This is a genomic window from Prosthecobacter sp. (genome assembly GCF_044222565.1).
Taxonomy (GTDB): Bacteria; Verrucomicrobiota; Verrucomicrobiia; order Verrucomicrobiales; family Verrucomicrobiaceae; genus Prosthecobacter.
Genome location: NZ_JBGANA010000008.1, coordinates 321,131 through 346,576, shown reverse-complemented (window position 1 = coordinate 346,576; position 25,446 = coordinate 321,131). Strand labels below are relative to the sequence as shown.

Genomic DNA, 25,446 nt, shown 5'->3' with positions numbered 1-25,446 from the left:
GAGAGTGTGGGCAAAGACGCCAGGGGGAAGATCAGGTGTGGATGATGCAGGCATCCGCCTTTAGTTAACCATGCAGTTCATTTGTACAGCGCTCTTTTTCCGGCACCAACCAGCTTTTGCTTAGCGGCATTAGGTCTAAAGGACCCCTACCTTTTCGACTTCCTCACTCTCGAAGAGCCTTTCCATGAGCGGGAGTTGGAAACCGGCCTTCTCGGCCACATCCAGAAATTCCTCCTCGAACTGGGTCAGGGCTTCGCCTTTGTCGGCCGCCAGTACCGCATCGAAGTCAGTGACCGCGAGTTCTACCTCGACCTCCTCTTCTATCACCTGCACCTCCGCTGCTTCGTCGTCGTCGATTTGAAAAAAGGCGACTTCAAACCCGAGTATGCCGGCAAGATGAACTTCTACTGCTCCGCCGTGGACGATCTCCTCCGCCATCCCGGAGACGCACCCACCCTCGGCCTCATCCTCTGCCAGACCAAGGACCGCATCCTCGGCGAGTACACTTTGCGGGACATTCACAAGCCCATCGGCATCTCCGACTACGAGCTCACCCGCTCCCTCCCTGCCGAACTTGCCTCCAGCCTCCCCAGCATCGAAACCCTGGAAGCCGAACTCACCGGAGAACCCTCCCCTGATGCCGAAAGCCAAAGCGGAGATCCTTAATTCGATCCGCTTTGGTAAGTCCTCTGGTCGAACAGCCTGCCGGACAACCACCCTCCGCCAAAACCTCCTCCTCACCCACTCAAAGCCCGGCGTACCCCCCCACAGATGGCGTAGCCATCCCAGCCTGTAGCGAGGGGTTGAGCGCAGCGACACCCCTCGTAACCGCCCCACATACCCCACCACACCCCCGCATCGCGTAGCGATGCCAGCACAAACCACCCACCGCGTCCTTCTCTCAAACCCAAAACTCATCCCACTTCTTACTCCATCCCCCTCATTCACCCTATCTCTCTCCGTAAATCCTTGCATCCACTCCCGACCCCGCTTTCAACCACCGCGTATGCAACAGTCAGTTCTCAGCTCGCCTCCATCGACGACTGGTTCAAAGCAGAAGCGAATGAACAGACCAATCCCATAGTTTCGTTACCGGCTTCATCCGGTTCGTCGATGTTGGCAGCCGGTCCGAAGATGCACTCGGCCGCTTCCTCGAGCAAAAACCGCGACCCCACCCTTCCCTCTCTCCTCCAGCCACTTCCTCACCAGCTCCGAAATCTCCTCCGGCGTGGCAGGCTCGACCTGCCGGTAATTCGGCTCCACTTCCTTCGTCTTCTTCTTCGCCTTCGGGTTCACCCCATACAGATCCGCGATCTGTCTCAGCGCTCGGAGTCGCACGCCCATCATCGGCGCAGCCCGCTTCGCTGCCATCGCTCCGCCGCTGGCTGCCGGCTCGGGGTCCAGGCAGGTGTCCGCCACCGTTTGCCACAGCATCGAGCCCACCTGCTCCCGCAGCAGGGCAAAATCTTCCTTCGACTTCGGGGCGCTCATCCCGCGGACCGGCCCCCCGCGCGCCTGCAGCCACAGCCAGCGCACCACATTCAGTTTCAGTTCCAGCACCTCCGCCACCTCCGGCAGCGGCAGCCCCCGGCACAGATGCAGTTCCACCACCAGCTCCATCTCAGAGATCCCCCGCGCCCGCGCCTCCTCAAGCCACCTTTTCCATCGCCTCTCCCCCGGCTCCCTCCCCGTCCCGACCCGTCGTTTTCCCCCAGCCCCGGCAGTCCCTTCCGCAGCCGCAGCCGCAGCCACCCCCGACTCCACCCCATCAAAATCACGCTTCATAATTCGAACCCCTTGGGCCCCCTTCCTCAAAATCAACCCCCATTCTCCAAAAATCAGACTCCCCCCTCCGCACCTCCCAAAGAACAGCTCCTTCGATTCTAAAATCTTTCTGTCCAGCGTCTGTCACCCCAGGTCCCTGGCCACTCTCTCCCCCTCCGGAAGAAATCTTTTTACCCCCAATTTTTTTACCCTTTCTCCGCACCTCCACGTCTCAGCCCCCTCCATACCATCGGCAAAAATCTACGACCCTCTTTGCGTTCTCCAAATCTTTGCGGTGCAAACCTCTGGTGATTCCCCGCCGGAAAATAGCCCACCATTTGCACCCCAGCCCCAAATCCGCTCCGGCATCCGTGCTGGTCGTGTCATCCGTGGTTCAAACCTCCGGCCTCGCCGCACCAGACCCAGGGGCATTTCTCTGCGGTCTTCTAATCTCTAGCGTTGCCAATTTCCGGTCATTCCATCGCCCCTCCATTCCAATAAACCTCCGCCCCCTCTGCGGCAAAAACGAACGTCCCTTCCACACCCACCCCTCAACGAGCCCCCTTCGAAGCCCGCCAAACAACCGTCAACCATCGTCAACAACAGTAAACCACCGTCAACTCCGCCCAGCCCTCACTTCCCACCCGCCATATACCGCAGCACCCGCGCCAGCGTGCCGCGCATCTCCTTGCGGTCCACGATCATGTCCACCAGCCCGTGCTGCATCATAAACTCCGCCGTCTGGAAACCCGGCGGCAGATCCGCATGCGTCGTTTCCTTCACCACACGCGGCCCCGCAAAGCCGATCATGCACTTCGGCTCCGCAATGATCAGATCTCCCAGCGTCGCAAAGCTCGCCGTCACACCGCCCGTCGTCGGATGCGTCAGCACCGAAATATACGGCAGCCGCGCCTCCGCATGCCGCGCCAGCGCGCCGCTCGTCTTCGCCATCTGCATCAGGCTCAAAATCCCCTCATGCATGCGCGCGCCACCGGACGCCGAAAACACAATCACTGGTTTCCGCTCCGCCGTCGCCGCCTCGATCGCCCGGGTGATCTTCTCTCCCACCACGCTGCCCATGCTCGCGCCCAGGAACCGGAAATCCATGATCGCCACCAGCACCGCGATGCCTTCAATGTTCGCACGCCCGGTCACCACCGCCTCAGTCAGCCCCGTCTTGCTCTGGTAGGCCTTCACCTTGTCCAGATAGCCCTTGAAGCCGAGCGCGTTCACCGAATCCAGGCCCTTGTCCATCTCCACAAAGCTCCCCTCATCCACCAGGCTCGCGATCCTCTCCTCAGAGCCGATCGTAAAATGGTAGCCGCAGCTCGTGCAAACCCGCAGGTTTTTGGCCAGCGCCTGCTCAAACAGGCTCTCACCGCATGAAGGGCACTTCGTCCAAAGCCCCTCCGGCATGTCTCGTTTCTTTTCGCCTAGATCGTCAACGTTGCGTTTTTTGAAAAATCCCATGGTAGGTCAGTCAGTCAGGTTAGGCGTCCTGCGTGGGCGGACCCGTCAGTGCGTCTCCCCGAATGGCATGTCGCAGGAGTCGCCAGGAGGAAAAATCCACCCGGCCGTCGCACCGTCAGGTCCGGCCTGAGCCGGACGCGGGACCGATCCTAGCCGCGTGTTACAGTAATGACCACCACTTTTTCAGCCCCGCCCTCTGCCTTCAGCACCCGCGCACATTCGTTCGCCGTTGACCCCGTCGTGAAAACATCATCCACCAGCAGCACCCGCCGCCCCTTCAGGCCCACCACACGCCGCCACGGCCGCCCCGGCATCACTGCAAAAGCACCTCGCAGATTCCTCAGCCGCTCCGCCCGGTTCAGCCCTGCCTGCGTCACCGTCTCCCGCGTCCGCACCAGCGCCTTCGCCGCCGGGATCCCCGTCAGGCGGGACAGCCGCTCGCACAGCTCCCAGCTCTGATTGTACTCCCGCTCCACCTCACGGCTCCGATGCAGCGGCACCGGCACCAGCAGCCATTTCCCCAGATCCTCCCCCGCCAGCCTCGGCTCCTCCAGCGTCCGCATCAGCAGGGATGCCAGCACCCCGCGCAGGTGCAGCCGCCGCTCATACTTGAACTTGTGGATCAGCTCCCGCGCCCCCTCCTCCGCCTCGCACGCCGCCACCGCAAACTCAAACTCCAGCCTTCTCCCGCTGCAGTTCGAGCATCGGAAATCCCCTGCCACCGCCCCATCATACACTTCCCCGCACACCATGCAGTACGGCGGCTTCACCAGCGGCAGCGCCCCTTCACAAACCCCGCAAAACCACCCCTCATCCACCGGCACCTGGCACACAGAGCACAGCCGCGGATACAGCAAATCCACCAGCCCCTTCCCCACCGGCCCCAGCAGCCGCTGCACACGCGAAGGTTTCGGAGGACCAGGAAACGCCATAAACCAGCAACCCTGAACCACACTCCCCCCTCCAAACAACCTCAAACTTTTTTCCCTTCTTTTCCCTCTTTCGGCCATTCCCTCAGGAACTCCGCACAAACAACTGCCAACAATCGCCAACTCCCCCTCCATCTCTCCTCTGGAACTCCGGACAAACCATCGTAAACAACCGTCAACAACAGTAAACCACCGCAAACTCCCCCTCCCCCATGTCCCGCATCGGCACCCCCCTTTCCTCCTCCGCTACCAAAGTCATGCTCCTCGGCTCCGGCGAGCTCGGCAAAGAAGTCGTCATCGAGCTCCAGCGCCTCGGCTGTGAAGTCATCGCCGTGGACCGCTACGCCAACGCCCCCGCCATGCAGGTCGCCCACCGCAGCCACATCATCTCCATGCTCGACGGCGAAGCCCTCCGCCGCATCGTCGAAGTCGAAAAACCCGACTGCATCGTCCCCGAGATCGAAGCCATCGCCACAGACACCCTCCTCGAACTCGAAGCCGAAGGCTTCCGCGTCGTCCCCACCGCCCGCGCCACCAAGCTCACCATGAACCGCGAAGGCATCCGCCGCCTCGCCGCCGAAGAGCTCAGCCTCAAAACCTCCCCCTACATCTTTGCCTCCACCGAAGAGGAATTCCGCGCCGCCATCGCCAAAATCGGCATGCCCTGCGTCGTCAAGCCCATCATGAGCAGTTCCGGCAAAGGCCAGAGCGTCGTCAAAACCGCCGACGACATCGCCCACTCCTGGCAGTACGCCCAGGAAGGCGGCCGCGCCGGCAAAGGCAAGGTCATCGTCGAAGGCTTCGTGGACTTCGACTACGAGATCACCATGCTCACCGTCCGCCACGCCGGCGGCACCTCCTTCTGCGCCCCCGTCGGCCACACCCAGATCAAAGGCGACTACCGCGAATCCTGGCAGCCCCACCCCATGTCCCACGAAGCCCTCGCCGCCGCCGAGCACATGGCCGGCGCCATCACCGAAGCCCTCGGCGGTCGCGGCCTCTTCGGCGTCGAGATGTTCATCAAAGGCGATGACGTCATCTTCAGCGAAGTCTCCCCCCGCCCCCACGACACCGGCCTCGTCACCCTCATCTCCCAGGACCTCTCCGAGTTCGCACTCCACGTCCGCGCCATCCTCGGACTCCCCATCCCCAACATCCGCCAGCACGGCCCCAGCGCCAGCTGCGCCGTTTTGGTCGAAGGCGAGTCCGCCAATGTCCAGTTTGGCTCTTTGGACCAGGTTCTTGCCGAATCCGACACACAAGTCCGCCTCTTCGGCAAGCCCTCCGTCTCCGGCCAGCGCCGCATGGCCGTCACCCTCGCCCGCGCCGAAACCATCAACGAAGCCCGCGCGAAAGCCCACCGCGCCGCCAAGGCCATGGAGATCCGGCTGTAGCCCGACTGGAAAACCGGATGTGTTTTCACCAGATTCCGGCTAAGCTCGCTCTATGAGCGCGATCGAAATCCTTGAACTGAACAAGACGCTGCCGCGTGCTGATCAGGCGCAGGTCAATGCCTTCGTGCGTGAACTGCCTGATGCTGAAACTCCCGACGGCCCGGCAGTGATGGATGCTGATAATGCCCGCCAGATCAGCCAGCGTATCTTCGCTGAAAATCGCGAGCTGTTCACCAAGCTCGCCCAATGAGTCCCGAGCCGGTCTTCCTCACGCGGGAAGTCATCGACAGCATCCACGCCAACTCCCTTGCTCTCTTCGGCGGCAGCGCCGGAATTCGGGACGATGCTCTAGTCGAGTCCTCGCTTGGCTCGGATCAGAACACAACGGCGTCCGCAGCCGCCTTGATGATGGCACCCTGTATGACGCGATGATCGGCATTGCCGAGCGCCGGCTGAACAAGCCGCAGCTCGCAACCGTGCTGAAGTCTTTTCTTCAACACTGAGGCGCCCGGCTGCGCCTGGTTAAATTCGGCATTGCATCCATGACCGCGTTCGTGGTATGACCTCCAAATGCCTCCTAGTGCTCACCTGAGCCATCTCATCAAACTGCTCGATGACGACTCTGAAGTCGTGCGGCAGGCCGTGCGGCAGGAGCTGACGGGCATGAGGCGCGAGCTGCCGCAGCATATCGAGACCTTGGAGACACCTCTCTCTGCCGATGAAGAAAAGCTTGTGGCCCAGCTGCTGGAGCCAGCCCGCCGGCTGGAGCTGGAGGACACTTGGATGCGCTGGCGCTGGATGGAAGGTCCGGATGCCCAGCTCGAAGAAGGCCTCAGCCAGCTCTCCGCCTTTCTCAACGGCTGGAAGTCGCAGAGTGCCGATCTGGCCAAACGGCTCGATGCCCTCGCGGAAGAGGCCTTCGCTGAAAAAGGCCGCATGGATGCCCATGAGCTTGCACAATGGCTCTTTGCCGCGCACGGCGGCATCACCCGCTTCCGAGGCAACAGCAAGGACTACTATTCCCCGGCCAACAGCAATCTGTTCTGGGTGCTCGACACCGGACTTGGCAATCCCATCAGCCTTTGCTGCCTTTACCGCCTGCTCGGGCATCGCTTCGGGCTTGAAATCGAAGGCTGCAATTTCCCCGGGCACTTCCTTTCCCGCGTGCAATACCGCGACCAGACCTGGCTGGTGGACTGCTTCAACCGCGGGCGCTTCATGCTGGCTGCAGATGTGGCCAAACACCACCCCGCCGCCAATCCCGGAATGGAGGATCTGATTCACGAACCCGCCACTGCCGAGGCCACGCTGCTGCGCATCCTGCGGAACCTTGATGAAGCCTACGAACGCATCGGCCTGCTACAGGAGCGTCAGTTCATGCGCCGTCTGGCAGTGAAGCTGATGGAAGATTAGGGCGGTGCAGCTTTCTCAAGGCTGTTCAAGCTCCTTTTCCCACGCGGCAAATTCCGGTGAAGCGAGGAATTCGGCATAGGTGTCCTCACCTGCGAGCACCTTGCGTGTCATGAGGATCCCTTTCTTCTTTAGCGCGCGAAATTCTTCGAGAATGGCGGGATAGTGCTTCTGCTCCAGATGGACCGCCAGACGTGTGTCCACCGCGTCAACCAAATCAGGCTCTTCTTCCTGCGCCTCGGTCGCCAGCTTGAGGGCGCCTGGGTAGTCCTTCAGCATGCGCCGGGTGTTGGCGCGCAGAACCTTGAGGTAAGGATCCCCGCCCACCACCTTTTCCACACGCTGGATGCAGGCGTCGGCCTCGGGCAGCCGGTTGTCCAGGAACAGCAGATCGATCATGAGCAGGTCCGTGGTGCTGTCCGCCCCGAGAATGTCCGGCGCAGAAATCAGCATCTGGCGGTACGGCGCGTCGTATTTGCCATCGTCTCCGCCATTCAGCTGCATGAGGGCCTGCATGCGCAGCATGAAAAACATCCGGTGCGTCCGATATTTCTCCGGCAGACCGTCGCAGATGGCGAGCGCTTCGGCATATTTGCCGGTCTTGATGCACTCGCCGCCCTTCTTGAGGAGGCTGAGAATCTCACTGTCAAAATTCGTGGCACCCATGATTGCGGCCAGCTTTCCCACGCTGGAACTGGGCATCATCGTCGCCATGAGGTTGCGCGTCTCATCGGAAAAGTAGCTGGCGTACATGTAGGTGAACATGTCCACCGCGCGGAAGGTCTCTCCGTGGGGACGCACCACAATGTCCACATAGTTGACTCCACCGCCCTCGGGCATCAGGCGCAGGACAATGGCGGGATATCCGTCTCGCTCACGATAGTGCAGGGCCCTGGTCTTGTGTCCCATGACGTTCCGCAGCCAGCCTCCGGGCTGACTCGTCGCCCCGGCGATAAATCCCTTCCGCATTTCACTGACCTGGGGAAACCCCGACGTCCGGTCATCAAACACGCGGTCAGCCATTCCTTCGGAGTCCAGCATGCCCTTGATCGCTTCACCGTCTGCGGCGGTCAAGGCTTCGGCAATCCGCTCTCCAAACTCCTTGAGCTTTTGCTTCTGCCCTTCCGTCAGCGCCTTGGCTGGTGGCGGCGGAGCTTTGTGCTCCAGGGAGTTTTTCTTCCCCTGTGCCAGCCCTTGGACCCGATTATAAACAGGGATCGCCAGCGCCGCCAGAATCCCGACAAACAGCACCAGCACCCCACCGATGATCAGCACGATCACTCCTGTGCTCATGCCTTTCCTGGGTGGCTGACCAGCCGGTGGCATCTGTGGGAAAGGCGGCGGGAGATCAGGCGGATTCATGCCTGCAAACTTCGGCAGAGGGCCTTGCGCTTGCAAGCACAGTTGGCATTAATCACACAAACCTCTGCAGCAGGGGAAGCAGGTTTTCCACCGTCTGCTCCGGCCACAGTTTGCGGTCGGTCATCAGGGCGCTGTCCAGCGCACGATGCTCCGGCCAAGTTGGCTCTGCGGGTATGCTGGGAATGACCTGGGCCAGGATGGCTTTGGCAGCGGCCACGTTTGCATGGAGATGGCCGATCACCGACTCGGCGGTGACGGCTTCCTCCTCGACCTTCCAGCAGTCGTAATCCGTGATCATTGCGAGGGTGGCCAGCGCCATCTCCGCTTCGCGGGCCAGCTTGGCCTCCGGCAGGTTCGTCATGCCAATGACATCAAAACCGAGCTGGCGGTGCGCATTGGATTCCGCCCGGGTGGAAAAGGCGGGGCCGTCCATGCAGACGTAGGTGCCGCCGTTGTGCACCTTGCGGCCCTGGGCCACACAGGCGTCATGCAGCAGCGTGCGCAGGCCTTCGGAGATCGGATCGCCAAAAGCCACATGAGCCACGATACCGTTGCCGAAAAAGGTGTGCTGGTCCCGCCGGCTGGTGCGGTCAAAGAACTGGTCAGGGAGCACGACATCGCGCGGATGGTACTGCTCCTGCAAGCTGCCCACGGCTGTGACGGCGATGACCCAGCGCACGTTCAGGCTGCGCAGCGCCCAGAGATTGGCCCGGTGGTTCAGCTCTGTCGGCAGGATGCGGTGGCCCTTGGCATGACGCGGCAGAAAATACACCCGCCGCCCCGCCAGAGTGCCGGTGACCAGCGCATCCGAGGGCGGGCCAAACGGCGTCTGCACGGTGATCTCCTCACGATTTTCAAACCCTTCAAGATCGTAAAGGCCGGAACCGCCGATGATTCCGATGGCTGGAGGGAGAATTTGACTCATGCCGACTGGTAGGAAGGCATGGAGCCTGCTTCAACCAACAACATTGTGTCACTTGAAAATCTCACCCGGTTGCTGGATGAACAAATTGCCCGAAAGTCATGTCTGAACTGCATCGTTATTTTGTCATCCCCGCCATGAACGCCATGCGCCGTCTCCTGCTGATCCTGCCTGTCTTTTCCCTCATTTCCTGCTCCATGCCGGACATGTTTGCCTCCACCACACCGCACAAGATCAAACTGAAGGATGGCCGTGAGGTGCCCTGCGAAGGCGCACCGCAGTATCAGAAGAAGACCGGCTACTACCGCTACCGCACCCCGGACAAGCGCGATGCGGTGATCCGCGCGGACGATGTAGCCACTATTGTAGAGCAGCGCGCGTGAGCCTGCGCAACCTTTTGCTGGCATCCGCCTCTCCGCGGCGGGTGGATCTGCTGCGCCAGGCGGGATTCGAATTTGAAGTCGTCCTGCCACAGGTCGAGGAGGCTCATGATGCCGCGCTGACGCCGGAGCAGCTCACCGTGGAAAACGCCCGCCGCAAGTCCCTGGCCGTGAGCCGCGCCCGCCCGGATGCGCTCGTCATCGGTGCTGACACCCTTGTGTATGTGGACGGCGATCCCCTGGCCAAACCTGCCGACATGGAAGAGGCGCTGCACATGGTGCGCCGTCTTTCCGGCCGCACCCATGAAGTCTGCACCGGGGTAGCGTTTGCCTGCGGTGGCGCAGTGGTCAAAGAGCTTCACGTCATCACCCACGTCACCTTCAAGCCGCTGACTGATGAGGTGATCCGCGCGTATCACTCCCGGGTGAATCCTCTCGACAAGGCCGGTGCCTACGGCATCCAGGACTGCACGGACATGGTTCTGGAACGCATGACCGGCTCCTTCACCAACGTCGTCGGACTGCCGGTGGATGAAGTGTCCGCGGCGCTGCATGCGCTGCAGTCCTGAGGTCGCTACTTCTTCATTTTGAAGTAGTCCTCTCCCTTGACGACCTTGCCCTCTCCCAGCACCACGGTGAATTTGCCGTTGTTGCGTTTGGCCAGCAGGTCCAGTTCGATGGCGGCGTCCGGCTGCTGCATGGCGCTGGTGTGGATGGTGGTCATGGGGAGCTTGCGCTTGTTTTCAGCGGTGACGACGTCAATCCAGCCCATCTCGTCCGAACGATTGCCGTCCGTCATGAAAAAGATCACATCCGGCTTCGGGTTGGCACTCAGGGCCATCAGCAGCCCTGACCCCCAGTTCGTGCCGCCGGGATTGTCCGCGTCGTCGATGATCTTTTTCATGTCCTGCAACGAAAACGGAGTGACCTGCAGGTATTTGAAGGCGGGGATTTTTGCCTTTTTGTAATTTTCGACGGAGAGGGTGTCGTAGCTGCCGTCAATAGTCGGCCAGCGGTACTTGCCAAATGCCTCACTATTTCGGCTGTTCACCTCACCGGGCGGCCAGGCGAAGTCAGAGAAGAACAAAACCTGGAACGCAGTGCCCGCAGGAAGCTGGCTGATGCTTTTCGTCAGCTCCTTTTTCAGAAGATCGAAGCGTGAGATCTTCTCTCCCTGCCCGATGGCGGACATGGAGCCCGAGACGTCCACGACATAAATCACGCGCCGTCCCAGTGCGGTCTGACCGAGGAAGGAAAACTTTGCACCACGCCCGATGCCTGCACCAAAACCACCACCCGCGCCTCCTGTCCCCATGCCCAGTGGCGCGCCCATGCCAAGGGAGGACGACTTGACCTCAATGCGGTTGTTCATCTTCGAAAAGTCCGTCATGTCCATCGGCGGCATTTCCGGCAGCACGATGTTGGCGGAGACCGACTGCACCGCGAGCTTGCGCATCGGCGGCTTGTTTTTCAGCCAGGGGTTTTTCTTTTGCTGAATCTTGTGGGTCAGCACCTCGGCGGCGGCCTTTGACTGTGCCGAGTCACCGCCGGGCAGAAAGTCCACCTGGCTCTCCATGACCCCGCTGACGCCGATGAAGCAGGCAATCAGCAGCAGGAACACATGCACGCCGAAACTCATGCCCAAGGTTTGGAGACCGATCTTGTCCGCCAGCTTTTTCCAGCGCTGCCGTTTTGCTTCATCCGGGTCCAGGGGCTCTTCTGGCGGGGGCTTGGGAGCCGTGAATGGCGCCGGGTCTTTGCCCGTCTCCGAGTCCACGCTCCCGTCCGCCTTGGCAGCCGGGGCATCATCGCTCTGCGGCAAGCCAGGAACCGCAGCTTTCAGTGCCTCCGAAACCTCGGAAGACTTCGCCTGTGGCGGCGGAGGTGGCACGATGCCTTTCTCATTGCTTGTGCGCTGGCGCATCGCTCGTGGCTCCCGGGGAACCGGCTGGGGTGCCACATCCTCTGAAGTCGGGAGCGCTTGGGGCTGCTGCGCAGGCACCAGTTTGGCAGAGGAGAGCGCCACGTCCTGCGGAGGGGCTGGATTCATGCGCTCCGACTTGGGCGGGGCGGGCTCCATGTGTTCGGCATCCGGCTCGAACAGGCGGCCCTTTTTCACCGTCTCCTGTGGTGGAGACTCCTGCACCGAGCGAGGAGGCGGCGGAGGCGTTGACCGAGGAGGTGGTGGTGGCTGCACCGCCCGTCGCGGAGGGGGAGGAGGCGTGGAACGTGGGGGAGGAGGAGGCTGAACCGACCGCGGGGGAGCAACCACCGGCACCTCATCATAGACCTGCTCCTGATACACCGGCTCCTCATACGCCGGTTCATGCTGCGGGTTCTCGTAAGCCGCCGCTTCATGCTCTGGCACCTCCGGCCCGGGCTGCGGCTGGCGCTGGGCCGCTTTCCACAGGGCCTCGCGTTCTAAAATCTCCTCCTCCGTCGAATCGACGGTCGGCAGGAAACTGAAATCGTCCGGGGCGTTGCGGGCCATGAGGTGGGGATTGTCGTGGTAAACCGCCGGGGTTCAAGGAAGTTCCTAACCTGTCTCAAAACCAATCTGGGCATTTGACCCCGCCCACCTGCACCTCCACGGTGGCCTGCATCAGCCAGCCGGCAGCGAATTTTCCTGCCAGCCGACCCTTGGATCAACTCTCAAAAATCTTGTGACCTTGCCGAGGCGGAGGAGCGCTCGCCGGTCAAAATGGCAATCTTGTCGAGAATCATTCTATGCAAACTTCCGCTGACACGACCCCGCAGGAAAAAATCTTCATCCGCGATGGCCTGTATTTTCTCATCATCGTGCAGGAGGGCCGCGTGACTCACTTCACCGGCAATGTCTCCCTCTCCCACGCGGACTTCGTGAAGCGCTCGGTCGGCAAACTGCCAGAAGGTGCGTGGGTCGGCTCCGCAACGAAAAACGACGGCTATCTCACCGCCATCAACTCTTACACCTTTTACCAGAACCAGCTTCCTGCCTCACCTGAGATTCAGAAGGTGGTGCATGACAAGTTCTGCTGAGGCGACGGGCTGCCGCCTCAGGCCAGCTCCGTCAGCGTGCCACGTGTGACCCCCAGCTGGCTGTGCGCCCTCAGATCGCGCCAGATCTCGTCCCCATCGCGCTGCCCGGCTAGTAGCTCCTGATAGGTGCGCAGGACGATCATCGCCTCATCGGCGTTCTCTTCGAGAAGCTCCACGCGGTAGCAGCGCAGGCCGTGCTCCCGCAGTTCGTCAAAGAACTGCGCACCCGTCTGCGCCACCGCATTGAACAGGGTGTTGCGGCAGCCGACGTCTGCCTTCAGCGGGTGGTGCATGCCCACGCGGTCCTTGAGATGCACGCGATGACGGTCGCACGGGCGGCCGCAGTTGGTGAAGTCGGTGCCCTTGCTGAGGAATGCGGCAAACGCGCAGTGCTCCATGTGAAACATGGGCATGTGCTGGTGCAGTGTGAGCTCAAACCATCCGGGCGGCGCGGCAGCCAGCAGATCCACCACCTGCTCGATGTTGAGGTCATAGCTGATGGTCAGGCGCTCCAGCCCGGATTTTTTCAAGATCTCCGCCGTCAGCGGATTGGCCACGTTGAGGGAAAAATCTCCCGTCATTGGAATGCCTGCGTCTTGGAAGAACGACATGGCCCCCAGATTGCGAATGAGCACGCCATGCGGCTCGGCGCGCTGGATGAGCTTGAAGAATCCTGCTTCGCCGGATTTCTGAATGCGAGGGGTGGCCAGCCAGACCTGCGTCGTCTCACTGCGCGCCTTGATCTGTTTCACCAAATCCGCATAGAGCCGGATGTCTTCAAAGTCGAGGTAGAGGCGGGGGACGCCGAGCACGAGAGCAGCGTCGATGTGCGCCTGCGTGCGGCACAAGGCGTGGAGCTGGAGCGGCAGCGAGTCATCGACGATGCCACGGGAGGGCATCAGAGACTCAAGCGTGGCAGTGACCGGGGCGGCGGTTTCGGATGGCGATGGCGAGACGTCTTCGCTCCAGGCGGCGATCAGGTCACGCCGCATGCGGTTGAGCTCGCTGATGGGCAGCATGACCTCCCCTTCGACATCAAACTGGACTTCTCCCAGCTCGAACTCCGTGCCGCCGAGGCGGCTGAACTGTTCGATGAAGGCTCCCGGTGTCAGGGGGCGCTTCATCGCGGCCTGCAGCGGCATGGTGGAGGCAACCACGGTCCTGCCCGACTGCACCCGAAGGGTTTCGCCCACTTTGCCCGTCACATGCAGGTCCAACTTGCGCTGCTTGCGGATGGGGATGTCTCCTTCAAAGGACTGGCGCAGGGCGCGGTTGAGAGCGGGATCGCTCGTTTTGAAAACACGCATGCCAATCTGCACATCCTGCATGCGCAGATGCCCGTGGCGAAAGCTCAGCGCACTGCCACGCATCTCATACACGCTGCCGCCCTGCTCGTAGTTCGTGTCAGACAGATTTTCAAACACCACGCCATCGCCCGGCTTCATGGCGATGTGCAGCTCGTCCAGCTCCAGCGTGTCCGCCCCCAGGATGCGCGTGACCTGGCCCACATAGGGCCCGCGTTTTTTGCCATAATAGGCGCCTACCAGCTCCTGGTGGTTCACACCATGCATCCAGCCCGGGTACAAACCGCGTGAAAAAGTCATCTCCAGCGCGTAGCGGTCCGCCTCGCTCGCCGGAGCCGGTTGATTCGCCAGCGCCCGGTCGATCGCCTTGCGATACACCTGCGTCACCGCCGCCACGTACTCCGGCGTCTTGAGACGACCCTCGATTTTGAAGCTGCGAATGCCCAGCCCGATCAGCTGAGGAATCTCATCCACCGCCGCGAGATCCTGCGGTGAAAGCAGGTAGCGCTTGTCTTCAAGATCACGCGGCTCGCCATCAACAATCATTTCGTAGGGCATGCGGCAGGCCTGCGCACACTCGCCGCGGTTCGCGCTGCGACGCCCCAGCGACTCGCTGGTGAGGCACTGCCCCGAATAGGCCACGCACAGCGCGCCATGTACGAACACCTCCAGCGGCACCTCGGCCGCCTTGAAGCGCTCAAGTTCCCGCAGGGAAAGCTCCCGCGCCAGCACCGCCTGGTCGATGTTCAACTTCTTGGCAAACTCCAGACCTTCCGGTGAAGTGATGGTCATCTGCGTGCTCGCATGCAGCCGCAGCTTTGGCGTCAAGGCTTTCACCATGCGCGCGAGCCCTAGGTCCTGCACGATCACCGCATCCACGCCGCAGTCCTCCAGGTAACGAAGCTGCGTTTCGGCATCCGGCAGTTCCCGAGTGAAGATGAGTGTGTTGAAGGCCACGTAGCCTTTCACTCCATGCTCATGGAGGAACTTCATGAGTTCCGGCAGATCCTCCTCAATGAAGTTGTCGGCGCGCAAGCGTGCATTGAAACGCGGCATGCCGAAAAAAATCGCGTCCGCCCCGTTTGCCACGGCCGCACGGGCACAGTCCCAGTTGCCGGCGGGAGACAGGAGTTCGGGTTTGGGGAAGGGAATGGAAGGGGAAACAGACATGTAAAAAGCCCGGCTGGGCAAAGGAGCATCAGGGCTGCAGAATCAGTGGATCACCGACGCGCGAAAGCTGCTGAAAATCATCCAGGTTAAGAGTGCAAAGAACGGCGGCACCCGATTTCCGCGCGGCCACCAGATGCATAAAGTCATAGACCGCACCTCCACGAACGCCATGTTGTCTTGCGGCCTGGAGGGCCTCCACAATTTCGAGTTCGTCCAGATGCACGACGCGAACACGTGGGAGCAGCGTTTGCTTGATCAGCTTCGCCACCAGATCAGCATCGGCCTTGGCTCCCAGCCTGCCGCCTGTCAGCATGGAAAACGTTTCAAGGAACGAATGTTGATAAACCAGCGGTGTCCCATCCATCAGGCGCGCAAGGCTTTCTGCGTGCTTCCGTTCGCTTGGCACCAGCGCTGCAATTAAGATGGAGCTGTCCAAAAAGACGCTCATTGCTGCTCATCTCTCTGGGCGGAGCGTTCATCGCGTTCGGCACGCAGCGCAGCACCGACGTCCACGGTGAAGCCAAAATGAGGCAGCACCAGCAAGCCATTCTCCAGCACGCCCTCCTTGATTTCAGGAGGTTCGTCTTCCTTCATGATTTGCAGCCGACCTCCAGACACCTCTGCGCGCAGCCGGGTTCCAGGCCCCACTCCGAAGGCACGCTTGATCGCGGCAGGCAGAGTAATCTGCCCGCCTTCGTCCATGGTGATCGTTGCGGTCATGCCGGATGATGCCATCCAAAGACCTCAACCGCAAGCCTCCCTTGGCCCCTTAATCCCGAGCCTGGAGATACCTACACCACCTCACCCACGCTGAGCCTCCAGCCATTCCTCCAGCACCCGCAGCCGCCAGCCGCAGGTGGGGCTGTGAATGAAAAGGTGGAGTTTCTCCCAAGCTCCCGGCGTGGATTTGACCGCTCCCATCACAGCCGGTCGCTGCTCGGGGGTGAGCAGTTCCATGAAAAGAGCGCCCAGGTTGTTGCTGGCGTCCAGATGCAGACCGCGCTGCTCACGGTTTTCCAGCACCGCCACCAGATGGCCCACGGCTGCGGACCAGTCCCTGGCTTCTGCAGAGGCGATGCCCCGCATGAGCCGAACGTCCCAGTGATACTTCCCCTGCGGGAATTCGCGATCATAGGCATCCAGCGCCGCAGTCACTGCGGTGCGATCAAACGGCACGCCCCTCTCAATCTCAAAACCAACGTAGGCCGTTGTGGCATCTTCGACCTGGTTGATGCGGGTCATCCCGCAGTGGCAGCGCGACTGCCGTAGCGAGTTGATGGCCAGACGGGCCAGCGCCGCCTCACGCTTCACGCTCTGTGGAAACTTCACCAGGAACTCCTGCATGCGGCACACCTGGGCCTGGGCGATGCGCTGGCGCGTACCACGTGCCGGGTCTTCTTCCCGCAGTTTCTGCTCGGCTTGCGTCAGCGGCGTCGTCGAAGGGGTGACGGCCGCATTCCAAAAAACCACGAAGTCCTGAAGCGGGGCAAACAGGGCGGCGGTTTCGTCCATCGGCTGGCCGCTCATGCGTCCCTCGAAGTAGGCCCTGCGGGCTTCGGGACTCACCCCAGCAGCCGCGACCATGAGGTCCAGGTCATCAAGGTGGTTGAAGACCGCACCGAAGTTCGCCACCGTGGCCTCGCGCTGGATCTCCCGCCGCAGCGAGGCGATGGTTTTATGCAAGTCAACGTGCGAAGCCTCCGCATCAAAGAGTGGCTTCAAGGTCTCCTTGATCTTTTTCAGCGCCACCTCTCCCCTCTGTCTTTCCTCCCACATTTCACCCGGCTCATAACCGGAAAGGATCTGCGCCAGCACCACTTCGCGGTTAAACAGGGCATAGTCTCCGGGCTGCCATTCGCCCATTGTGTACGATGGACGGAAAGTCCACCCCACCGCCTGCTTTGCTGCATCAGTCCCGGGATGCTCGGCAATGATCCGGTCGCGCAACACCCTGGACCGCGCGGCCGCGTTGACCTCCACCGAGCGATCCATGCAGTAGGCGGAAAACTCTGCCCGTGTGCGCAGCGCGGCGTGAAGCGCCAGCATGGCCTTGAGCGAAGTTGCGCTTCCCTTCTCGGCAAGCTTCAGCGCCTCTTCGTAGCAGCGCATGGCCTGCGCTGTCTCCTGCCTCAGATCCAGCATGGCCGCTGCCGCTGCATCGCTCAGGCCCACGATGCGCGCGTGATGCCGCAGCTCATAGGACGGCGGCGGCAGAGTGGCGCTGCCCAGCCCCTCCTTCGCATACAGCATCCCTCCATCCAGCAGCCGCCACAGGCGCTGCTCCCAGGCAGCTCCCAGCGCGATCCATGCTGCTGCTTTGGCCTCACCTCCGGCCTTCTCCACGGCATCGTTCAACGTTTGCAATTCGGAGACGCTTTCCCGCCACGCAATTGCGGCCGCCTCGCCTTTCTCATCCCAGTTTTGGTGCCTGCCATGCCAGTCTTCAAAGTCGGCATCTTCTGCAAAGCGCCGAGCTTCTGCGAAGTGCCCTTCGCTGAGATGCCGCACCCGCAAGGCGCAGCGGAGCGCTGTTTTCAAACCTGGAGCCACCCCATCGGCAAGCGCTGCTTTTTCAAGCTCGGCCAGAGGAGCAAATGTCAGCAGGGCCGACATGCGCTGCTGCACTTCTCCATCCAAATGCAGCGGAGGTCGCTCCTCGATCTCCTCCTTCCACACCGCCGTTTCTTTGTCCGCATTCCACAGCAGGGAAATCGCCACCGCGGGCTGGTGCAGCTCCAGCCACGCGTCCACACGCCGCAGGACACCACCGCGCCGCAGCGGTGACTGCGGGCAGGATTCATCCAGCAGTTCCAGCCCGCGAATTCCTTCGCTGGCGTGCCCCATTTTTAGCCGCGCCATCGCTCGCACCAGCAGCGCATCGTCCGCGCCCGCGCCCTGCTTCTGCTCCTTTACCAGCCCGGCCACAACTCCAGGCTCACCACGCACAATCGCGGACCACGCGTGCAGCACATCGCGAATGACGCCCTTGCTTCCGCGATACGCCTCCTCGTTGCTGGCAAGCGCCGCATCAAAGCTCTTCCACATCGGCTTCGCCGCAGCACGCACCGCTGCAAGCTCGGGCGCCAGTGATTCCAGCACACGATGGTCCCCACCTGATCTGCGCCGCATGACCGCACCGAGGTCAGCCTCGCTTTCGCAGTCGAGCATAAAATAACCCAGGCGCAGCGCCACACAGGGTTCGGCGGCGACTTTTTCCCACGGAAACTGGTACTCGCTCAGCTGGCCGGGATGCTCCACAAAATCGCGCAGCAGCCACTCGATCTGCTGAAAGGCACGGCGGCGGATCTCCGGATGCCCTGCCGTCTGTGCCTGCTGCAAGAAGCCCTCCATCGCAGCACCCAGATACCCGTTTTCGCGCGCCATGCCCGCCTCCCAGCCAATGACATCCGCGGCAAAGCGGCCCTGCGGATACCGCTGGTTGTAACGTGCAATGGCATCTCGCACCGCCTCTTCCAGGCGCCTCTCCGCGGCGGTATCGCGGTCTGGTGACCATGGCTGGCGTGACTGCTTCCATTCATCAAACTTGACGCGCACCAGCATCAGCATCGCCGCCTCCGCGCGCGGATGATCCGGAAACGCGGCGCACACTCGTTCAAAATAGTCGGCGGCCTGGAGATACTGGCGATGCCGGAACTCGACCGCACCGCATTGCACAAGCCAGTGCGGACGCAGGACCACCGTGGCGGTGTCCGCTTTCACGCTGAGATCTGCGATCTCCTTGCTGCGGTCTGCCTCCCACGTCCGCGTGCGCTCCTCGGCCTTTTGCGGAGTTTCACCCCATTGCCGTGAGGGTGGGGAGTCAAAGAAACCATTGTCGGTATTCAGGTGTCTCATCCGCCAGTCCAGGTAGTCCTGCGCTTCCTCGGTATGCCCCGCTTCTCCGGCCGACAGCAGGTCGCTCATGTCATAGAGCGCGTTGGCAAAACGTTTGCGGTACTCGCCACTCCGGTTTTCCTCCAGCACTGTGGCGGTGCGCTGTTTGAGTTCGCCCAGGGGAATCTCCGTCCAATGGAAGGCGAGTTGCTCCACAAGGCTCAGCAAATTGATTTCATTCTGCCTTTCCCCCGGCGGCGGCTCCCACTCGCGAAGGATGGCCTGCAGTGTTTTGCCGGGAAAGCGTTCAGGATAGTCATCCAAAGCGGCCGGATGACCGTGGAGGATCGGAGCCCAGAGAGATCCGAGGGAAAAGAGAAGCACATGGCGGAAGCGCATGCATCGTACATAACATGACCCGCTGATCTTTGGCGAGTCCGCCCTTCATTTTTGACTAATCAAACCTCCCAACACCTACACCTCAGTAAGCCAATGGCTGAGTGCTTTGAGCCCTGATGCCAGCCACTAACAAATACAGGCTGGCGCAAAACATCAGAGGAAGAAACCATTTCGCGAGTTTCTGATTGTCCACCGACCACTGATTGTAGGCAGCCAAACTCAACGCGGCTTTGCCATCCACATCGAGAGCGACGAAGGGATAGAAAAGCTGGTTCTGCGCGAGGTTGCGACGCGGGGCGGTCATGTCCGCGCTCCGGACGCTCAGGCGGGCCTCGGACCCTGGCCTTAGGCTTTCCAGCACGGCGGCGTCAAAGCTGCGGGGATAGGGTCCGTCGAGGGCACGAAACGGCACGTCCTGCCCTGCAAGCCACAGGTCCAGCATTCCGCCGCCTTTGCCCTTCGTTTTCTCCACCTTCACCACTTTGCCGGACACGGTTTTCAAATCCGAGTCCGTCAGCTTTCCGGGCGGATCGAGCACGAACAACGACAGCATGACCCAGCCAAACAGGGCGGTGCCCACCAGCCCCGCAAGAACGGACTGCATGGCGGAAGGCTTCATGACAAAGCGCGGTCGGAAAGGCAGATGCGGGTATTTTACCCGACGATGATTCCCTTGGCCTTGCGCTCTTTTTCGCGCTCCAGCAGCGGGATCTTCTCGGCGGTCTCGAGCACCTGCAGGCCGAGATCACCGATCTTCGAGAAGGTGAGTCCGTTGAGGGCAGGCACTTCGGCGCTGAGGCGCTTGAAGACGTCCTCCACAGTGTGGATGCCGTTGGAACCGCCGCAGGCGACGATGAGGTCGCGCAGGATTTCCCAGGTGTCGTGTGCGTTGCCGGGGATTTTGACGGCCTTGTTCAGGCGCTGGAGGCGGCCGGTGACATTGATCATGCTGCCACGCTTTTCCGCATAGGCGGAGCCGGGCAGCACCACATCGCTGAGTTCGGCGCTCGCGTTGGCCAGGATGTGCAGAGAGGCGATGAAGGGCACCTTCTCCAGATCGCGCTGCGAGAATCCCACCTTGAGCAGGTTTTCACCCAGGGCCAGCACCACCCGCAGGCGGCCACGGCTCATGAGTTCGGTGATCTCGGCCAGCTTCGCGCCGGGCTCGATGCCCAGGATGAGTTTGGCACCGTTGGTGTTCGGATTGAGGTCGTCAGCACGAAGGTAGTTGTCCGCGCCGCCGGTGCGGGGGATGACGTCCACATTCTTAGTGCCGAGCTGCGCGGCGAGATGCTTCACAAAGAAGAGTTCTTCATTCGTCATGCGCGCGCTGGCGATGATGGCAATTTCCTCGCCCTTCTTGCCGGCAAGGGCGGTGGCGATGCTGCTGAGCGCTGCCTTCCAACTGGCGATCTGGTGTTTGCCGCCGGACTTGGTCATCGGATCGGTCAGGCGGAACTCACTGTTCACAAAGTGGAAGTCCAGACGGCCGCTGTCGCACATCCAGCTGGAGTTGACGTCGTTGTTGTCGCGCGGGGTCTGACGATAGACGGTGTCGCCACGGGCGCCGATTTCCATGTTGCAGCCGCGGCCGCAGCCGGTGCAGATGCTGTTGGTCTCCTTGAGGAACCACACGCGCTGCTGGAAGCGGAAATCGTTCGAGGTCAGCGCACCCACGGGGCAGATGTCCACGGTATTGAGCGAGTAGTTATGCTCCAAACGCTTGCCGGGATGAACGGCCAGCGTGGTGAAGCTGCCGCGCTCGGTAAAGCCGAGCACAGGCTCGTCGGCGATCTCCGCCGTGAAGCGGATGCAGCGGCTGCACATGATGCAGCGCTCATCGTCCAAACGCACGCGCGGGCCGATATCGACGTTCTTGGGCTTCTTGACCTTGTCTTCACGGAAGCGGCTTTCGCCCTTGCCGTGCTCCACGCTGAACTCCTGCAGGCGGCACTCGCCGGCTTGGTCGCAGATGGGGCAGTCGAGGGGATGATTGATGAGAAGGAACTCCATCACGCCTTTGCGGCACTCCTGCGTGAGGACGGACTGCGTGCGAATGCCCATGCCTTCCGCGATGGTGTTCGCACAGGCGATGACGGGGCGCGGCATCCAGCCGATCTTTGGCATGCCGTGCTCGTCCTTCTCAGGCTCGGTGCCGGGGGCGGGACGCGGGGGCATGCCCATCTCCACCAGGCACATGCGGCAGTTGCCGGGGGAGGAAAGCTTGGGGTGGTAGCAGTAGTGCGGCACTTCCTGCTTGGCCTGCTTGCACGCCTCGATCATGCGCATGCCTTTGGGGAACTTGTGCCAGACGCCGTCGATCTGCACATTCACGAGATCGGCTGGCGGCGGGGCGGCGACAGGAGCGGGAGCTTCGGCGGGGGCAGGCATGAGCGAAGGGGAAAAGGGGGGCTTAAGCCGGATTATCGGAGCCGCATGCGGAGGGGCAACCGCAATTTGTGAAAAGTTTCACAAGCGGGCTGGCATGAGACTTTGCGAAGTTGTCGCAACGTGCCATCAATGCCGCCCTCATGCCCATTCCGGTCATTCTGAACCCCGCCGCCCGCAGCACCAAGGCTGCCAGCCTTGAAGACACGCTGCGCAAGCTCTCCCCTGCGCCGGAACTCCACATGACCAAGGGTCCTGCCGATGCCACCGCGATCGCCGAGGAGCTGGCGGAAAATCATGAACTCGTCGTCTCCGCCGGAGGTGACGGCACCATGAACGAGGTCCTGCAAGGGATCTGCCGGGCCAACGCCCGCCGCAAGCCGGGCGAAAAGCACACGGCGCTCGGCGTCCTGCCCCTTGGCACGATGAACGTTTTTTCTGTGGAGCTGAAGCTTCCGGGCCGTGACATCGAAGGCTGCTGGCGGGAGATCACCACCGGCCAGCGTCGCGAGGTGGACCTGTGGATGGCCAATGACATGTACTTTGCCCAGCTCGCCGGAGTGGGCCTGGATGCCCAGATCGTGCAGGAGACCTCCTGGGAGGCGAAGAAAAAGTACGGTCCTCTGAGCTACGTCATGAGCGCGGTGAACGTGCTCATGCGCACGCCGCCGACGCTCAGTGTGCAGATCGAGGGCAAAGCGCCCCTTCTAGGCACCGTGGTCCTGGTGGGAAATGGCAGGCACTATGGCGGCCCGTTTCCTCTCTTCCGCGATGCTTCAAACTCCGACGGCAAGCTCGACCTCCTGATCTTTCGCGGACTCGGCGGCATGGAGTTCATCCAGCTGCTGCGTGGCATGCTCCTAGGCGGCTACCAGGAGTGCGAATATCTCGACTACATCCAGACGAGCGAGTTTACCGTGACGACGGACCACGGCGAGGTCCCCGTGGAGCTGGACGGCGAGCTGGCGGACCTGAGCGCCCCCGTGGTTTTTCGTCCCGCCCCGTTTCGCCTGAGCGTGAGCGCGGGCTGAACTTGGACTTGGGCCGGAAGCCGGAGGGCTTTCCTCCTTCTTCGGAGAAGCGAGCGGCAGGGCCGCTCTTCTTGCCAGCGCCGGGTTTGAAGCTGCGTGGCCCACGAGACTCGGCCGCACGTTTCCGTGCCGGGGGGCGATGATCTTCGATCCCGTCGTCTTCTCCCGCAGGCTTGCGCTCCAGCCTCGGTTTGGCGGGTTCTTCCTTGAAAAAGCGCTCCACTTCTGTGGGCGTGAGTTCTTTGTACGCGCCCTTGGCCAGGCCATGCAGTTTGAGCCAGCCGATGCGAACGCGGGTCAGACGTGTTACCTCGTAGCCGAGCTGATACAGCATCATGCGGATCTGGCGCTTCAGGCCCATCTTGAGCACAATGTGCGCCCGGTAGTCCGTGTCCATCCAGGTACGTTCCGCGCGGGCAAACCCCTCTTCGGTCATCATGCCCTTCACCAGTTTCGCCATCACCTCGGGGTTCAGGGCCTGGTCCACCACCACTTCATATTCTTTTTCAGCCCCCTGGCTCGGATGAATGAGCCGGTGGGAAAGTTCGCCGCGATTGGTCAGGAGGATGAGGCCTTCGCTGTCTTTGTCCAGACGGCCCACATGATGCAGGTTCTGGTACTTCAGCGGCAGCAGATCGTAAATCGTCATCCGCTCGTGCTTGTCGCCACGGGAGCAGATGTAGCCTTTCGGCTTGTTCAAAACGAGCACGACAGGCGTCTCGGTGCGCACTGGCGAACCATCGACGACCACCTTGTCCTCAGGCTGCACCTGGGTGGCCAGTTCGGTGATGATGTGGCCGTTGATCGACACACGTCCGCTGAGGATGATCTCCTCGGCGCCACGGCGTGAAGCCACGCCGCACTGGCTCAGATATCGGTTGAGACGCACGGGAAAGCCTTATTCCGGCTTGGTCTTCGGCAGGTTGGTCGGAAGACGACCTTCCTTCCACTGGCCACGGGCCTTGAGGAGCTTGACGCGCTCACCACGCTTCAGGACACTGCGCTTGGTGCCGACGGAGCCGGAGGACTTGAGGCTGCTATGCTGGGACATGATTCTAAATAGGGCTTGGTGTTCTGAAAAAGGGGAGGCGAGGGTAGCAGCCAGCGAGAGGGATGCAAGGGGTTTTACGCGGTTCGCGATCACGGCAACAGCCGCCCGCTTTCGCCAGCCACTCCAAACTCAGGCCTACCCCAGCACCTTCTTCCGCACAATCTCCGTCACCATCTTCGGGTTGGCTTTTCCCTGGCTGGCCTTCATGGCCTGTCCGGTGAACCAGTTCATGGCTTTTTCGTTGCCGCCTTTGACCTCGGCGACTTTGTCCGGATTCGCGGCGAGGATCTGCTCCACGATGGCTTCCAGGGCACCCGTGTCACTGACCTGCTCGAAGCCTTTGGCCTTGATGATCTCGGCGGCAGGCTTGCCTGACTCAAACATCTCGGCGAAGACTTCCTTGGCCTGATTGTTGGAGATCTTGCCTGCCTCCACCGTGGCCACCAGTGCGCTCAGCGCTTCCGGCTTGACCGGGCATTCGGAGAGGTTCAGCGAGCGGTCATTGAGCACACCGAGGAGATCATTGATGACCCAGTTGGCGATCTTTTTGGCGGGCACCGCCTTGTCCGCAGCCACCGCGGCTTCATACCAGGCGGCGAGTTCCTTTTCGCTGGAGAGAACGCCCGCATCGTAGGCGCTGCAGCCATAGTCCTTTTCAAAGCGGGCGCGTTTTTCATGCGGGAGCTCGGGCACCTGCGACCGCATTTTGGCCACAATGTCCGCCGTGCGCACGGGCAGAAGGTCAGGATCAGGGAAGTAGCGGTAGTCATGCGCATCCTCCTTCGAGCGCATCAGCGTGGTCTCGCCACGGTCATCGTCCCAGCGGCGGGTGCTTTGCACGAGCTTTTCAGGATTGCGACCTTCCAAGACATCGATCTGCCGCTCCGTCTCCGCCTTGATCGCACGGCGCACGGCGGACATGGAGTTGATGTTCTTCAGCTCGATCTTGGTGCCCAGTTCCTTCTGGCCTTCGGGACGCACGGAGATGTTCACGTCGCAGCGCAGGTTGCCCTTTTCCATGTCGGCATCGCTGACACCGCCATAGATCAGGATCTGCCGCAGGCTGGTGATGTAGGCAAAGGCCTCCTCGGCGCTGTCGATGTCCGGCTCGCTCACGATTTCCATCAGCGGCGTGCCGGCGCGGTTGAAATCCAGCGCGCTGAACTTGTCGTAGTGCGTGGACTTGCCCACGTCCTCCTCCAGGTGGATGCGGGTGAGCTTCACCACCTTGCCCGGATTGGCGATGTTCTTCTGCGCGTCCTTTGGATAGGCCAGATCATACAGCGGCACACCACCGCCCAGGCAGAGCGGGAAGGGCATCTGCGTGATCTGGTAATTCTTCGGCATGTCCGGATAGAAATAGTTTTTGCGGTCCCAGTTCACCACCGGCGGCGTGGTGCAGCCCAGCATCATCCCCGTGAGGATGGTCTTCTCGATCGCCGCCTCGTTCAGCACCGGCAGAGCCCCCGGAAGTCCCAGGCAGGTCGGGCAGGTGTGGGTGTTTGGCTCCGCCCCATACTCCACCGGGCAGGCGCAGAACATCTTGCTGCGCGTGGTGAGCTGCGCGTGAACTTCAAGGCCGATGGTGACGATGTATTTGGGCATGCGGAAAGGAAAAGG

General features: G+C 61.6%; 22 protein-coding genes and 1 pseudogene. 8 read left to right on the top strand and 15 right to left on the bottom strand.

All coding sequences use genetic code 11. From position 1 onward, the window contains the following. Nucleotides 1-135 precede the first annotated feature (135 nt). Nucleotides 136-666: pseudogene (locus ACILSR_RS14600) on the top strand (PDDEXK nuclease domain-containing protein); the annotation flags it as partial. A 432-nt stretch (nucleotides 667-1,098) separates the two neighbouring features. Here ACILSR_RS14600 and ACILSR_RS14595 read toward each other — a convergent pair. The 3 genes from ACILSR_RS14595 to ACILSR_RS14585 all read right to left on the bottom strand — a co-directional run bounded on the left by ACILSR_RS14595 (nucleotide 1,099) and on the right by ACILSR_RS14585 (nucleotide 4,166). Continuing rightward, a complete protein-coding gene (locus tag ACILSR_RS14595) occupies nucleotides 1,099-1,785 on the bottom strand; it encodes a hypothetical protein (RefSeq protein ID WP_395750517.1) in 687 nt (228 codons plus the stop codon). A 612-nt stretch (nucleotides 1,786-2,397) separates the two neighbouring features. Continuing rightward, nucleotides 2,398-3,234 (bottom strand): acetyl-CoA carboxylase, carboxyltransferase subunit beta, encoded by an 837-nt coding sequence (accD, locus tag ACILSR_RS14590; protein ID WP_395750516.1) that lies wholly within the window; start codon nucleotides 3,232-3,234, stop codon nucleotides 2,398-2,400. Between the two features lie 149 nt (nucleotides 3,235-3,383). Beyond that, a complete protein-coding gene (locus tag ACILSR_RS14585) occupies nucleotides 3,384-4,166 on the bottom strand; it encodes a ComF family protein (RefSeq protein ID WP_395750515.1) in 783 nt (260 codons plus the stop codon). A 209-nt stretch (nucleotides 4,167-4,375) separates the two neighbouring features. Here ACILSR_RS14585 and purT point away from each other — a divergent pair, with 209 nt between their 5' ends. From purT to ACILSR_RS14570, 3 genes are all read left to right on the top strand, one after another. Further along, entirely contained in the window at nucleotides 4,376-5,557 is a 1,182-nt protein-coding gene (gene purT / locus ACILSR_RS14580; RefSeq protein WP_395750514.1) for a formate-dependent phosphoribosylglycinamide formyltransferase, read from the top strand. 52 nt (nucleotides 5,558-5,609) lie between these two features. Beyond that, nucleotides 5,610-5,807, top strand: coding sequence for a hypothetical protein (locus ACILSR_RS14575; protein WP_395750513.1), 198 nt, complete (start codon nucleotides 5,610-5,612; stop codon nucleotides 5,805-5,807). Nucleotides 5,808-6,127: 320 nt separating this feature from the next. Then, complete coding sequence (locus ACILSR_RS14570; RefSeq protein WP_395750512.1) at nucleotides 6,128-6,970, top strand: transglutaminase-like domain-containing protein; 843 nt, start codon at nucleotides 6,128-6,130, stop codon at nucleotides 6,968-6,970. 15 nt (nucleotides 6,971-6,985) lie between these two features. On the opposite strand, the gene ACILSR_RS14565 is transcribed toward ACILSR_RS14570, so the two are convergent. Continuing rightward, nucleotides 6,986-8,260 carry a tetratricopeptide repeat protein gene (locus ACILSR_RS14565; protein WP_395750511.1) on the bottom strand — a complete coding sequence of 425 codons (1,275 nt, stop codon included), beginning with the start codon at nucleotides 8,258-8,260 and terminating at the stop codon, nucleotides 6,986-6,988. Nucleotides 8,261-8,381: 121 nt separating this feature from the next. Continuing rightward, nucleotides 8,382-9,254 (bottom strand): S-methyl-5'-thioadenosine phosphorylase, encoded by an 873-nt coding sequence (gene mtnP / locus ACILSR_RS14560; RefSeq protein ID WP_395750510.1) that lies wholly within the window; start codon nucleotides 9,252-9,254, stop codon nucleotides 8,382-8,384. A 98-nt stretch (nucleotides 9,255-9,352) separates the two neighbouring features. On the opposite strand from mtnP, the gene ACILSR_RS14555 reads away from it, so the two are divergent. Both ACILSR_RS14555 and ACILSR_RS14550 read left to right on the top strand, forming a co-directional pair. Continuing rightward, nucleotides 9,353-9,634, top strand: a complete 282-nt coding sequence (locus ACILSR_RS14555; RefSeq protein ID WP_395750509.1) for a YgdI/YgdR family lipoprotein — start codon at nucleotides 9,353-9,355, stop codon at nucleotides 9,632-9,634. After that, a complete protein-coding gene (locus ACILSR_RS14550) occupies nucleotides 9,631-10,200 on the top strand; it encodes a Maf family protein (protein WP_395750508.1) in 570 nt (189 codons plus the stop codon). Before ACILSR_RS14555 ends, ACILSR_RS14550 begins: the two co-directional genes overlap by 4 nt. A gap of 5 nt (nucleotides 10,201-10,205) precedes the next feature. Here the strand turns inward: ACILSR_RS14550 and ACILSR_RS14545 are convergent, their stop codons facing one another. Continuing rightward, nucleotides 10,206-12,122, bottom strand: coding sequence for a hypothetical protein (locus ACILSR_RS14545; protein ID WP_395750507.1), 1,917 nt, complete (start codon nucleotides 12,120-12,122; stop codon nucleotides 10,206-10,208). 236 nt (nucleotides 12,123-12,358) lie between these two features. On the opposite strand from ACILSR_RS14545, the gene ACILSR_RS14540 reads away from it, so the two are divergent. Further along, nucleotides 12,359-12,649: a hypothetical protein gene (locus ACILSR_RS14540; RefSeq protein WP_395750506.1), complete on the top strand. Its 291-nt coding sequence runs from the start codon at nucleotides 12,359-12,361 to the stop codon at nucleotides 12,647-12,649. Between the two features lie 17 nt (nucleotides 12,650-12,666). Here ACILSR_RS14540 and ACILSR_RS14535 read toward each other — a convergent pair whose 3' ends face one another. From ACILSR_RS14535 to ACILSR_RS14510, 6 genes are all read right to left on the bottom strand, one after another. Continuing rightward, nucleotides 12,667-15,123 carry a DUF3656 domain-containing protein gene (locus tag ACILSR_RS14535; RefSeq protein WP_395750505.1) on the bottom strand — a complete coding sequence of 819 codons (2,457 nt, stop codon included), beginning with the start codon at nucleotides 15,121-15,123 and terminating at the stop codon, nucleotides 12,667-12,669. Nucleotides 15,124-15,151: 28 nt separating this feature from the next. Further along, nucleotides 15,152-15,571, bottom strand: a complete 420-nt coding sequence (locus ACILSR_RS14530; protein WP_395750504.1) for a PIN domain-containing protein — start codon at nucleotides 15,569-15,571, stop codon at nucleotides 15,152-15,154. After that, nucleotides 15,568-15,843 carry an AbrB/MazE/SpoVT family DNA-binding domain-containing protein gene (locus ACILSR_RS14525; protein ID WP_395750503.1) on the bottom strand — a complete coding sequence of 92 codons (276 nt, stop codon included), beginning with the start codon at nucleotides 15,841-15,843 and terminating at the stop codon, nucleotides 15,568-15,570. Before ACILSR_RS14525 ends, ACILSR_RS14530 begins: the two co-directional genes overlap by 4 nt. Nucleotides 15,844-15,924: 81 nt before the next feature. Next, the gene (locus ACILSR_RS14520) at nucleotides 15,925-19,356 is read right to left on the bottom strand and encodes a hypothetical protein (protein ID WP_395750502.1); all 3,432 of its coding nucleotides are present in this window, start codon (nucleotides 19,354-19,356) and stop codon (nucleotides 15,925-15,927) included. Nucleotides 19,357-19,438: 82 nt separating this feature from the next. Beyond that, complete coding sequence (locus ACILSR_RS14515) at nucleotides 19,439-19,960, bottom strand: hypothetical protein (RefSeq protein WP_395750501.1); 522 nt, start codon at nucleotides 19,958-19,960, stop codon at nucleotides 19,439-19,441. A 50-nt stretch (nucleotides 19,961-20,010) separates the two neighbouring features. Then, nucleotides 20,011-21,747, bottom strand: coding sequence for a molybdopterin-dependent oxidoreductase (locus tag ACILSR_RS14510; RefSeq protein ID WP_395750500.1), 1,737 nt, complete (start codon nucleotides 21,745-21,747; stop codon nucleotides 20,011-20,013). A gap of 110 nt (nucleotides 21,748-21,857) precedes the next feature. Here ACILSR_RS14510 and ACILSR_RS14505 point away from each other — a divergent pair, with 110 nt between their 5' ends. Then, nucleotides 21,858-22,775 (top strand): diacylglycerol/lipid kinase family protein, encoded by a 918-nt coding sequence (locus ACILSR_RS14505; RefSeq protein ID WP_395750499.1) that lies wholly within the window; start codon nucleotides 21,858-21,860, stop codon nucleotides 22,773-22,775. Here the strand turns inward: ACILSR_RS14505 and ACILSR_RS14500 are convergent. The 3 genes from ACILSR_RS14500 to gatB form a co-directional block, all read right to left on the bottom strand. Beyond that, nucleotides 22,657-23,664, bottom strand: coding sequence for a pseudouridine synthase (locus ACILSR_RS14500; RefSeq protein WP_395750498.1), 1,008 nt, complete (start codon nucleotides 23,662-23,664; stop codon nucleotides 22,657-22,659). The genes ACILSR_RS14505 and ACILSR_RS14500 overlap by 119 nt on opposite strands. A gap of 9 nt (nucleotides 23,665-23,673) precedes the next feature. Then, a complete protein-coding gene (locus ACILSR_RS14495; RefSeq protein WP_395739030.1) occupies nucleotides 23,674-23,826 on the bottom strand; it encodes a small basic protein in 153 nt (50 codons plus the stop codon). A 135-nt stretch (nucleotides 23,827-23,961) separates the two neighbouring features. Beyond that, a complete protein-coding gene (gene gatB / locus ACILSR_RS14490) occupies nucleotides 23,962-25,431 on the bottom strand; it encodes an Asp-tRNA(Asn)/Glu-tRNA(Gln) amidotransferase subunit GatB (protein ID WP_395750497.1) in 1,470 nt (489 codons plus the stop codon). Nucleotides 25,432-25,446 lie beyond the last annotated feature (15 nt).

Bases quoted from the DNA above. Each gene is read 5' to 3' on its own strand.
- ACILSR_RS14540 (WP_395750506.1), top strand. From the start codon at position 12,359: ATGCAAACTTCCGCTGACACGACCCCGCAGGAAAAAATCTTCATCCGC.
- mtnP (WP_395750510.1), bottom strand. From the start codon at position 9,254: ATGAGTCAAATTCTCCCTCCAGCCATCGGAATCATCGGCGGTTCCGGC.
- ACILSR_RS14545 (WP_395750507.1), bottom strand. From the start codon at position 12,122: ATGGCCCGCAACGCCCCGGACGATTTCAGTTTCCTGCCGACCGTCGAT.
- purT (WP_395750514.1), top strand. From the start codon at position 4,376: ATGTCCCGCATCGGCACCCCCCTTTCCTCCTCCGCTACCAAAGTCATG.
- ACILSR_RS14520 (WP_395750502.1), bottom strand. From the start codon at position 19,356: ATGCGCTTCCGCCATGTGCTTCTCTTTTCCCTCGGATCTCTCTGGGCT.
- gatB (WP_395750497.1), bottom strand. From the start codon at position 25,431: ATGCCCAAATACATCGTCACCATCGGCCTTGAAGTTCACGCGCAGCTC.
- ACILSR_RS14515 (WP_395750501.1), bottom strand. From the start codon at position 19,960: ATGCAGTCCGTTCTTGCGGGGCTGGTGGGCACCGCCCTGTTTGGCTGG.
- ACILSR_RS14530 (WP_395750504.1), bottom strand. From the start codon at position 15,571: ATGAGCGTCTTTTTGGACAGCTCCATCTTAATTGCAGCGCTGGTGCCA.
- ACILSR_RS14595 (WP_395750517.1), bottom strand. From the start codon at position 1,785: ATGAAGCGTGATTTTGATGGGGTGGAGTCGGGGGTGGCTGCGGCTGCG.
- ACILSR_RS14525 (WP_395750503.1), bottom strand. From the start codon at position 15,843: ATGACCGCAACGATCACCATGGACGAAGGCGGGCAGATTACTCTGCCT.
- ACILSR_RS14555 (WP_395750509.1), top strand. From the start codon at position 9,353: ATGTCTGAACTGCATCGTTATTTTGTCATCCCCGCCATGAACGCCATG.
- ACILSR_RS14565 (WP_395750511.1), bottom strand. From the start codon at position 8,260: ATGAGCACAGGAGTGATCGTGCTGATCATCGGTGGGGTGCTGGTGCTG.
- ACILSR_RS14575 (WP_395750513.1), top strand. From the start codon at position 5,610: ATGAGCGCGATCGAAATCCTTGAACTGAACAAGACGCTGCCGCGTGCT.
- ACILSR_RS14570 (WP_395750512.1), top strand. From the start codon at position 6,128: ATGCCTCCTAGTGCTCACCTGAGCCATCTCATCAAACTGCTCGATGAC.
- accD (WP_395750516.1), bottom strand. From the start codon at position 3,234: ATGGGATTTTTCAAAAAACGCAACGTTGACGATCTAGGCGAAAAGAAA.
- ACILSR_RS14510 (WP_395750500.1), bottom strand. From the start codon at position 21,747: ATGCCTGCCCCCGCCGAAGCTCCCGCTCCTGTCGCCGCCCCGCCGCCA.
- ACILSR_RS14535 (WP_395750505.1), bottom strand. From the start codon at position 15,123: ATGTCTGTTTCCCCTTCCATTCCCTTCCCCAAACCCGAACTCCTGTCT.
- ACILSR_RS14585 (WP_395750515.1), bottom strand. From the start codon at position 4,166: ATGGCGTTTCCTGGTCCTCCGAAACCTTCGCGTGTGCAGCGGCTGCTG.
- ACILSR_RS14495 (WP_395739030.1), bottom strand. From the start codon at position 23,826: ATGTCCCAGCATAGCAGCCTCAAGTCCTCCGGCTCCGTCGGCACCAAG.